This is a genomic window from Micromonospora sp. NPDC052213 (genome assembly GCF_040679695.1).
Lineage (GTDB): Bacteria > Actinomycetota > Actinomycetes > Mycobacteriales > Micromonosporaceae > Micromonospora.
This window is the reverse complement of the sequence record NZ_JBFAVI010000225.1, coordinates 1-9,152: the sequence shown is the minus strand read 5'-3', so window position 1 is coordinate 9,152 and position 9,152 is coordinate 1. Positions and strand designations below refer to the sequence as shown.

General features: G+C 77.6%; 6 protein-coding genes. 1 reads left to right on the top strand and 5 read right to left on the bottom strand.

Translation table 11 applies throughout. The features are described 5' to 3' along the window. Positions 1 to 119: 119 nt before the first annotated feature. The 4 genes from AB0L34_RS31125 to AB0L34_RS31110 all read right to left on the bottom strand — a co-directional run bounded on the left by AB0L34_RS31125 (position 120) and on the right by AB0L34_RS31110 (position 6,311). On the bottom strand, positions 120 to 764 hold the full coding sequence (locus AB0L34_RS31125; RefSeq protein WP_357462160.1) for a response regulator transcription factor: 645 nt from the start codon (positions 762 to 764) through the stop codon (positions 120 to 122). Then, complete coding sequence (locus tag AB0L34_RS31120) at positions 755 to 1,900, bottom strand: histidine kinase (RefSeq protein ID WP_363708914.1); 1,146 nt, start codon at positions 1,898 to 1,900, stop codon at positions 755 to 757. Before AB0L34_RS31120 ends, AB0L34_RS31125 begins: the two co-directional genes overlap by 10 nt. 4 nt (positions 1,901 to 1,904) lie before the next feature. Continuing rightward, complete coding sequence (locus AB0L34_RS31115) at positions 1,905 to 2,717, bottom strand: DedA family protein (RefSeq protein WP_363708912.1); 813 nt, start codon at positions 2,715 to 2,717, stop codon at positions 1,905 to 1,907. Between the two features lie 132 nt (positions 2,718 to 2,849). Continuing rightward, positions 2,850 to 6,311: a BTAD domain-containing putative transcriptional regulator gene (locus tag AB0L34_RS31110; protein WP_363708910.1), complete on the bottom strand. Its 3,462-nt coding sequence runs from the start codon at positions 6,309 to 6,311 to the stop codon at positions 2,850 to 2,852. Positions 6,312 to 6,483: 172 nt separating this feature from the next. On the opposite strand from AB0L34_RS31110, the gene AB0L34_RS31105 reads away from it, so the two are divergent. Continuing rightward, entirely contained in the window at positions 6,484 to 7,362 is an 879-nt protein-coding gene (locus AB0L34_RS31105) for an alpha/beta hydrolase (RefSeq protein WP_363708908.1), read from the top strand. Positions 7,363 to 7,476: 114 nt separating this feature from the next. Here the strand turns inward: AB0L34_RS31105 and AB0L34_RS31100 are convergent, their stop codons facing one another. Beyond that, positions 7,477 to 9,033 (bottom strand): protein kinase, encoded by a 1,557-nt coding sequence (locus tag AB0L34_RS31100; protein ID WP_363708906.1) that lies wholly within the window; start codon positions 9,031 to 9,033, stop codon positions 7,477 to 7,479. Positions 9,034 to 9,152 lie beyond the last annotated feature (119 nt).

The window sequence follows — 9,152 nt, the reverse complement described above, 5'->3', positions numbered from 1 at the left end:
CCCGGCGCAGGGATCAAGCCTGACCGCCCGGAGCCGGGCACGGCGGGCCACACCCCCACCACGACGCACAGCAACCCACACCCCACCACGACCGCAGCAGCAGCAGCGGAGAGAAGAACTCAGACCCCGAGATACCGCAGCACCGCGAGCACCCGTCGGCTGTAACCCCCCGCCCGCGACAGCTCCAGCTTGTCGAAGATCGTGTTGATGTGCTTCTCCACCGCGCTCTGCGACACGTGCAGCCGCCCGGCGATCGTGGCGTTGGTGTGGCCCTGCGCCATGTGGTGCAGCACGTCCCGTTCGCGGGGTGTCAGCCGCGCCAGCGGGTCGGTGCGGTCGGCGCCGGCCAGGACCTGCCGCACCACCTCGGGGTCCAACGCCGTCGCGCCCTCGGCCACCCGGTCCAGGGCGTCGAGGAAGTCGTCCACCTGGGCGACCCGGTCCTTGAGCACGTAGCCGACGCCCTCGGGGCGGTCGGCGAGCAGCCGGGTGGCGTATCGCTTCTCGACGTACTGGGAGAGGACCAGGACGCCGGTGCCGGGCCAGCGCCGCCGGATCTCCAGGGCGGCCCGCAGCCCGTCGTCGGTGTGGGTGGGCGGCATCCGTACGTCGGTGACGACGACGTCGGGCCGGTGCCGGGCGACGGCGTCGACCACGTCGTCGGCGGTGGCGACGGCGGCGGCGACCTCGTGGCCCTCCTCGGTCAGCAGCCGGGCCAGGCCCTCACGCAGCAGCGTGGAGTCCTCGGCGAGCACTATCCGCACGGCAGCTCCACCGACACCGTCGTGGGCCCGCCGGCCGGGCTGTCGACCCGCAGCCGCCCGTCCTGCGCCGCGACTCGTCGCGCCAGGCCGGACAGCCCGCGCCCGGCGGGGTCGGCCCCGCCGACGCCGTCGTCGTGCACCGTCATCCGGACGAGCTCCTCCCCAGTCCCGATCTCGACGGTGATCAGGGTAGCGGCGGCGTGCTTGGCCGCGTTGGTCAGCGCCTCGCACGCGACGAAGTACAGCACGGTCTCGACCTGCCGCTGCGGGCGTACCGGCAGGTCGCAGCGGACGCGGACGGGAACGTCGGAGCGCTGGGCGACCATCTCCAGCACCTGCCCGAGGTCGGCGTCGTCGAGCGCGGACGGGTACACCCGCCAGGCCACCTCGCGCAGCTCCGCGACGGCCTGCTGCGCGTCGGCGTGGGCCTGGGCGAGCAGCGCGGCGGTGCGCTCGGCGTCCCGGCTGCGGCGGGCCCGGCCGAGCAGCATGCCGAGGGCGACCAGGCGCTGCTGGAGACCGTCGTGCAGGTCCCGCTCGATGCGCTGCCGTTCGGCGTCCACGGCGGCGATGACGCCGGCGCGGCTGGCGGCCAACTCCCGGACCCGGTCCTCCAGCAGGGTACGGGCGTTCGGGCCGAGCAGGCGCCGGGCGAGCCGGACGTCCAGCGCGGCCACGCTCACCACGGCCTGCACGTTGACCAGGAGCAGCGCCGCGCCGACGACGGCCTGCAGCAGCGCGTCGGTCACGCCGAGGTCGCCGCGGAACACGGCCCGCACCACGATCGACGCCAGCACCACGCCGACGGCAAGCACCCCGTACGCGAGCAGGCCGAGCGCCCCGGGCAGCAGGCGGGCGGCCAGGTAACCGACCTCCCGCCGGCCCGCCGCCCCGGGCGGGACCTCGACGCCGTGGAACCGGGCCAGCCGGTCCCGCTCGTGCCGCGCCAGCGTCGCGGCGTACCGGCGGATCGCGGTGCGGACGCGGCGGCGGGCCGGCGGCACGGCCGCGGCGCCGGCCACGGCGCCGGCCGCGCCGAGGAGGAACAGCGCCTCGACCACGGCCGTGAGGATCCCGAGGGCGACCCCGACGGGGATCCGGGTCGGGCGTGGCGTCACCGGCCGGGGCGTCTCCACCGGCTCAGCGCACCCCGTCGCGGTCCCACGGGTCGGGCTGCCCGTCGGAGTAGGCGCTGCGGTAGATGGTGCCCCGCCCGGCCGGGTCGGGCGCGTGGTGCAGCGGGGCGGGTCCGGGGGTCGGGTCCGCCTCGACGGCCGCTGCCGCGCCGCGCCGGGCGCGGATCACCCGGGAGACCACGAACCAGCCGACGGCCGCCACGCTGGCGACGATGACCACGTTCTGCAACACACCGACGTACCCCTCGACCAGGTGCCAGTTGTCGCCGAGCAGGTAGCCGGCCATCACGAAGGTGGTGTTCCAGATCAGGCTGCCGAGGGTCGTGTAGACCGCGAACGTCCACACGGGCATGCGCTCCACGCCGGCCGGGATGGAGATCAGGCTGCGGAAGATCGGGATCATCCGGCCGAAGAAGACGGCCTTGACCCCGTGTCGCAGGAACCACTCCTCGGTGCGGTCGACGTCGCTGAGCTTGACCAGCGGCAGCCGCTCCGCGATCGCCCGGATCCGCTCCCGACCGAGCGCGGCGCCGATGTAGTACAGCGCGAGGGCGCCGAGCAGCGAACCGAGGGTGGTCCAGAAGATCGCGCTGACCACACTCATCCGCCCCTGACCGGCGACGAAGCCGGCGAGCGGCAGGATCACCTCGCTGGGGATCGGCGGGAAGAGGTTCTCCAGGGCGACGGCCAGGCCCGCGCCGGGACCACCGAGCCGTTCCACCAGGCCGGTGACGTAGCCGACCAGGCCGTCCTCCGGTGGTGCGGCCTCCCCCGTGGCGGTTCCGGTGGCGAGCAGGGCGTGCGCGGTACGAATCATGGCCCCCACGCTACGAACTCATCCTGAGAGCCGGCCATGGGGCCGGCCGTCCGGTTCCGCCGGGCGACCGCACCGGGCGGGTGCGGAAAACCGCAGGGGCCGCGCCCGACGGACCCGGCGGTGGCCGCCGTCCTAGCGGGCCGCCCGCGCCGCGACCGCGCGGGCGGTCCGGCGGTGCGCGGCGGCCTCGTCGGGGCGGCCCAGCGCGGCGGCGAGGTCGCCGAGGTGGTGGGCCACCGGGCCGAGGGTGAGGATGCCGCTGCCGGCCCCGGCCAGCTCGTCGGCGGCGGGCGCCAGTTCGGCGTACGCCCACCGCATCGTCGCGCCGTCACCGAGGGCCAGGGCGGCCCGGGCGGCGAGGCAGAGCCGGGCCTCGCGGAGCAGGTCGTGCGGTGACTCCGGGAGGGCGCGCAGCGCGGCGGCGGCCTCGCCCCGGTGGCCGGTGGAGAGCAGCACCAGGGGCCGGGCCCAGGGCTCGTACGGCCCGAAGTCCCCGTCCGCCCGGGCGTGCCGCCCCGGCCCGCTGGCTCCCCGCTCCCCCGGTGCGGGTGACAGGCGCAGGCACAGCAGCGCGAGGGCGAGCAGGCCGTGCTCCAGGCCGGGCATCCCGCTGCCGGTGAGCGTGGCCTGCGCGGTCCGGTATGCGGCCTCCGCCCCTTCCGGGTCACCGCCGACCGCCAGCCGCAGGGCGGCGTACCACCGGGTGAAGACGCCCACCAGCGGCAGGTCGTACCGCGCGGCGAGGCGGTCCGCGGCGTCGGCGTGCGCGTCCGCGACCGTGAGGTCGGCGAGGGCGCAGTGCGCCTGCAGGAGGACGAGGTGGCCGAGGACCTCGAAGCTCACCAGTTCGTGCCGGGCGGCCAGGTCGACCAGTTCGGCGCCGATGCGGGCGCGCTCGGCGGCGAGACCGGCCCGGCCGAAGGAGTGCAGGAAGCGGGCGTTGAGCGCGTGCGCGAGCAGCGCCGGGTGCGACAGCCGCCGGGCGATGGCCTCCGCCTCGCGCGCCGCCCGGTGACCCCGGTCGGTGGTCGTGCCGCGCAACTCCAGGGCGAGGGTGCTCAGCAGCCGGCTGCGCCGTTCCGGCTCGTCGTCGCCGAGCGCGGCCAGCGTGCGCTCGGCGGCCCGGACGACCTGGCGGGAGAGCTGCTCGTCGTCGTTGCGGGTCCAGATCGCCGGGACGTCGAACGCGGTCAGCACGCTCGTGGCCAGGCCCGGATCGTCGAGCCCGACGGCCGTGGTGATCGCCGCCGACCGGAGCCGACGCGCCTCGTCGAGGTGGCCGGTGACGGCGAGTGCCCGGCCCAGTCCCATCGCCGCGTCCAGCCGCCCGCGTACGTCGTCGTCACCCGCACGGTCGTGGGCGGCGACCGCCTGCCGCCACAGGCGGGCCGCCTCGTGCGGGTGGAAGCGGCGTTCGGCCTGCGCTGCCGCCGCCCGGGCGTAGCGCGCGGCGCGGGGCGCGGTGGCGCGGGTCGCCGCGCGGGCGAAGTGGTGGGCGAGGGCGGCGACGTCGTGCGGGTACAGCCGCTCGATGGCGTCCCCGGCGGCGGCGTGCCAGCGGGCCCGGCGCGGCCCGGACAGGTCGCCGTAGAGCGTGTCCCGCACCAGGATGTGGGTGAACCGCAGCCGCCCGTCGGCCTCGTGCTCGCCGAGGAAGCCGGCCGCCAGGGCGCGGTCCAGGGCGTCCAGCACCGGCGCGGGGTCGCCGGCCAGCGCGGCCAGCACGTCCGGGTCGACGTCGCGGCCGAGCACCGCCGCCTGCCGCAGCACGGTCTGCGCCGCGTCCGGCAACCGGGCGAGGCGGTGCCGGATCACGTCCCGCACCCCCGCCGGGACCTGGTGCAGCGCCGACTCGCCCTCGGCCGCGAGCAGCCGCGCCAGTTCCCGGACGAAGAACGGGTTCCCGCCGCTGCGACGGTGGATCAGGCGTACCGCCGCGTCGTCCAGCGCGGGTCCGGCGACGGCGCGGGCCAGGTCGCCGGTCGCCGGCTCGGGCAGGCCGCCGAGGTAGACCCGGACCGGTTCGGTGGGGGCCACCCGGGCCAGCGCGGCGGTCAGCTCCGGGGTGATCTCGGCGGCGCGGTACGTCCCCACGACCAGCAGCGGGCCGGCGACCGGCTCCGGTTCGCCGACCAGGGCGGTCAGCAGGTCCAGGGTGTCGGCGTCGGCGCGGTGCAGGTCGTCGACGACCAGCAGCACCGGCGCCCGGCCGGCCGCCGCCGACACCACGGCGGCGGTGGCGCGATGGACCCGGAACCGGGCCGCCGCCGGGTCCTCGCCGGGACCGACGGCGTACGGCCCCGCGCCGGTGCCGTGCGAGCCCGGGCCGGTGCCGTCCGACCCCGCGCCGACGGCGTGCGGCCCCGGGTCGGGACCGGGCGACGGTGCCTCCCGCCGGCCGGTGGCGGGCGGCACCGGGTCGGTGGCCCCGGTGAGCGCGTCGGTGATCTGGGTCCACGGCCAGGCGGCGGGAGCGCCCTCGTACTCGGGGCTGTGGCCCCACGCCGTCGTCCAGCCGCCGGCGGTCAACTCCCCGGCGAGCGCGTCGGCCAGGGCCGTCTTGCCCGCGCCCGCCTCGCCGGAGACGAGGGCCAGCACGGGGGCGCCGTGCCGGGCGACGTGCCGGGCGGCCTGCCGCAGGAGGGTCAACTCCTCGTCACGGCCGACGAACGGGCGGCGGTCGTCGCGGTCCCGGGCACCGGTGGGCGAGGTCCCGCGCGGCGCCGCCGGGCGGTCGCGTCGCTGCTCGGTGCCGCCGCGAGCGGGCGGCACGGCGTCGGCCCGCGCCGGCGGGGACGCCTCGGGCGGGATGAGTTCCGGCGCCTGGGCGAGGATGTCGGCCTCCAGTCGCCGCAGCCGGGGGCCCGGGTCGACGCCGAGTTCCGCCACCAGGGTGTCGCGGGCCTGCCGCAGCGCGGCCAGTGCCTCGCCCTGGCGACCCGACCGGTACAGGGCCGTGGCCAGCAACTGCCAGGCGTCCTCCCGCAGCGGGTGACCGGTGGCGTGGGCCCGCAGCCCGGTGGCCGCCTCGGCGGCCCGGCCCAGGGCCAGCAGCGCCTCGGCCCGCCGCTCGACGGCCAGCATTCGCAGCTCGTCGAGCCGGTCGATCTCGGCCCGGGCCCAGGGCTGCCCGGCGAACTCGGCGTACGCGGGGCCGCGCCACAGGGCGAGCGCGCCGTCCAGGCAGGCCAGCGCCGGGCCGGGCCCGCCCGCTGCCAGCAGCTCGCCCGCCTCGGCGACCGCCGCCTCGAACCGCCAGGAGTCCACCGCGTCGGGCGCGGCACGCAGCGCGTACCCGGGTGGATCGGTCACCAACAGCCGGGCCGGCTGCCGGGGTGGCCGGCCCGGTTCCAGGGCCCGGCGCAGGTCGGCGACGAACGTCCGGATCGCCCCCACCGCGCCGTCCGAGGGCTCCTCCCACAGGTCACCGACGAGCCGGTCGACCGGCACGACCCGGCCCCGGGCGACGAGCAGGCGGGCCAGCACCGCCCGCTGGCGGGGGCCCTTCAGCGCGACGGGACCGAGGTCGTTCACCGCCTCCACCGGCCCTAGCACGCCGAAGGCCACCGGGGGTGCCGCCGACTGCCTGGTCATGGCACCAATCTAGGCACGCCCGGGCGCCGGCTCTCCCACGGCCGGGTCCGCGCGCCGCTCACCCGTTGCTGACCGGTCGCTGACCGGCCCCGGGCAGGCTCGACACCGGACGACGTGGTCCCCGACGACCACCGCGCCCGCCACTTCACCGGCACCACAGAGAGGACCACCCGTGAACCCGACCATCAGGGGATTCGACTACCGGCGCGTCACCGTCGCCGACGGCGTCACGCTCAATGCGGCAGTCGCCGGCTCCGGCAGCCCGGTCGTGCTGCTGCACGGCTTCCCACAGACCCACCTCATGTGGCGGCACGTCGCCGCCGACCTCGCCGCCGACCACACCGTGATCTGCCCGGACCTGCGCGGCTACGGCGACAGCGACAAGCCCGCCGACCCCGACGGCACCGCGTACGCGAAGCGGACCATGGCCGCCGACGTCGTCGCGCTGGCCCGCGCGCTGGGGCACGACCGCTTCGCCCTGGCCGGGCACGACCGGGGCGCGCTGGTCGCCGTCCGCGCCGGCCTCGACCATCCGCAGGCGGTCACCCACCTCGCCGCGCTCGACGTGCTGCCGACCCTCGACATGTGGGACGTCCTGCACGGCACGACCGCCGCCGTCGGCTTCCACCTCTACCTGATGGCCCAGCCGCCCGGCCTGCCCGAGCAGCTCATCGGTGCCAGCCCGGACGCCTTCTTCGGCCACTTCCTCGACGCCTGGACCCGGGACCCGGACGCCCTTCCCGCCGACGTGCGGGCCGCGTACCTGCGGGCGTCCCGGGAGGCCGTCACCTCGATCGTCGCCGACTACCGCGCCTCGGCCGGCATCGACGTCGAGCACGACCGGACCGACCGCGCGGCCGGCAACAGGCTGCGCATGCCGGTGACGGTGCTGCAGCAGGACTGGGGCGCGGCCCTCGGCTACGACGCGGCCGGGCTGTGGCGGGCGTGGGCGCCGGACCTGGAGCACCGGACCGTCTCCTGCGGCCACTTCATGGCCGAGGAGTCGCCCGCCGAGGTCGTCAAGGCCCTGCGCGCCCTCCTGGCCAGGTGACCGGCCGGTAGGCCGTACCGGGCTGGGGTGGCCCGGCGCACCCCGCGCGCCGACGGCCGGCCCGGGTGCGCGGTCCGGGTCGGCTGAGCGGGCGTCGGATCGGCTCGGCGCGGCTCAGTCGTCGTCCTCGTCGTCGCCCGGCGACCCGATGTCGACCCGGTCGAGCAGGGCATCGAGGCGGGCCGCCGTGTCGGGCGAGATCCGCCCATCCTCGACCGCCTCGGCGAGCCGCTCCCGCAGGTCCTCGACCCGCTTCGGCCGGTCCTTCGGCTTGCCGCGGCTCAGGTCGGCGAGCTTGTCCCGCAACTGCTCGACCGTCTTCCGGTCGATCTCGCCCCGGGCCTGCGCCTGCACGAGCGCGGCGGCGAACTCGGCGGCGAGCTGGCGCAGGCCGATCGGGGCCGACTGGGCGGTCGACGGCGGGGCGGAGGGGGTGGCCTCCGGCGTCGGCGACGCGGTGCTCGGCTCCTCGGCCGGCGTGGCCACGGACGGGGCGGCGGTCGGCGGCGGATTCCCGTCGTCGTCGAGGGCGAGCACCCCGACGAGCCCGACGAGCAGCGCGACGCCGGCGGCGACCAGCACCGCAATCGGCCGGTTCCCCGAGGCCCGCGAGCCGGTGGCGGGGACGGGACGCGGGCCGCCGGCGGCCACGGGTCGGCCGCCCGCCGCCGGCACGCCGGCCCGGCCGGCGGTCACCGGGGATCCCGGCCGGCCGGTGGAGGCCGCCGCCGAGGTGGGTAGCGAGCGGTCGACCAGCGTGGGCGGGTGCGCCGGCGGGACCCCGCCCGCCGCCGGGGCGGGCAGGGTCGGCAGGACCGCGGTGTGCGGGTCGGCGGGCGCCGCGCCGGCGAAGCGGGCGGCGAGCTGGGCCGCGGTGGGCCGGCGGGCCGGGTCGGCGGCGAGGCAGGCCAGGGTCAGGTCGGCGACGTCGGCGGGCAGGCCGGGGATCCGCAGGGGCGGCACGGGCGTGTGCCCGGCGTGCACCTCCAGCGCGTCCTCCCAGGTCCGCACGGGCAGCGGGGCCCGGCCGGTGAGGGTGCGGTAGAGCAGCGCGCCGAGGGCGTAGACGTCGCTGGCCGGGTTCGGCGGCCCGGGCCGCATCCGCTCCGGCGCGAAGTAGGCGGGCGTGCCCATCAGCAGCTCGCCGGTCTGCCCGGCCAGCGGGTGGTCCGGGCCGGCGAGCGCGGCGATGCCGAAGTCGAGCACCTTGGCGCCGGTCTCGGTGAGCATGACGTTGCCCGGCTTGATGTCGCGGTGCACCACGCCGATGCGGTGGGCGGCGGCGAGCGCGGCGGCGACCTGACCGGCCAGCCGGACGGCGTCCGGCCAGGCGAGCGGCCCGTCGGCGAGCCGGTCGGCGAGGTTGCGCCCCTCCACCAGCTCCATCACCAGGTACGGCACGACCGCGCCGCCGGCCAGGCTCGCCTCGCCGTAGTCGTACACCTGGGTCACGTGGGGGTGGGTGAGCCGCGCGGCGGCGCGGGCCTCGCGCTGGATGGTGGCCCGCAGCTGCGGGTCGGTGCCGAACTCCCCGGCGAGGGCCTTGACCGCGACGGGGCGGTGCAGCACCTCGTCGTCGGCGCGCCACACCTCGGACATCCCGCCGAGGCCGATGCGCTCGCGCAGGACGTACCGGTCGTGCAACCGAAGGGTGGGCGAGAACGGCGACATAGCCGTTCAGTCTGCCTGGCCCGCCCGGGCGGCCACCACCCGCCATGCCCGGTTGCGCGCCGGCCGTCCCGATGCTGCCGTGACGACCGGCCGCGCGGGTGGCGCACACCACCCGCGCG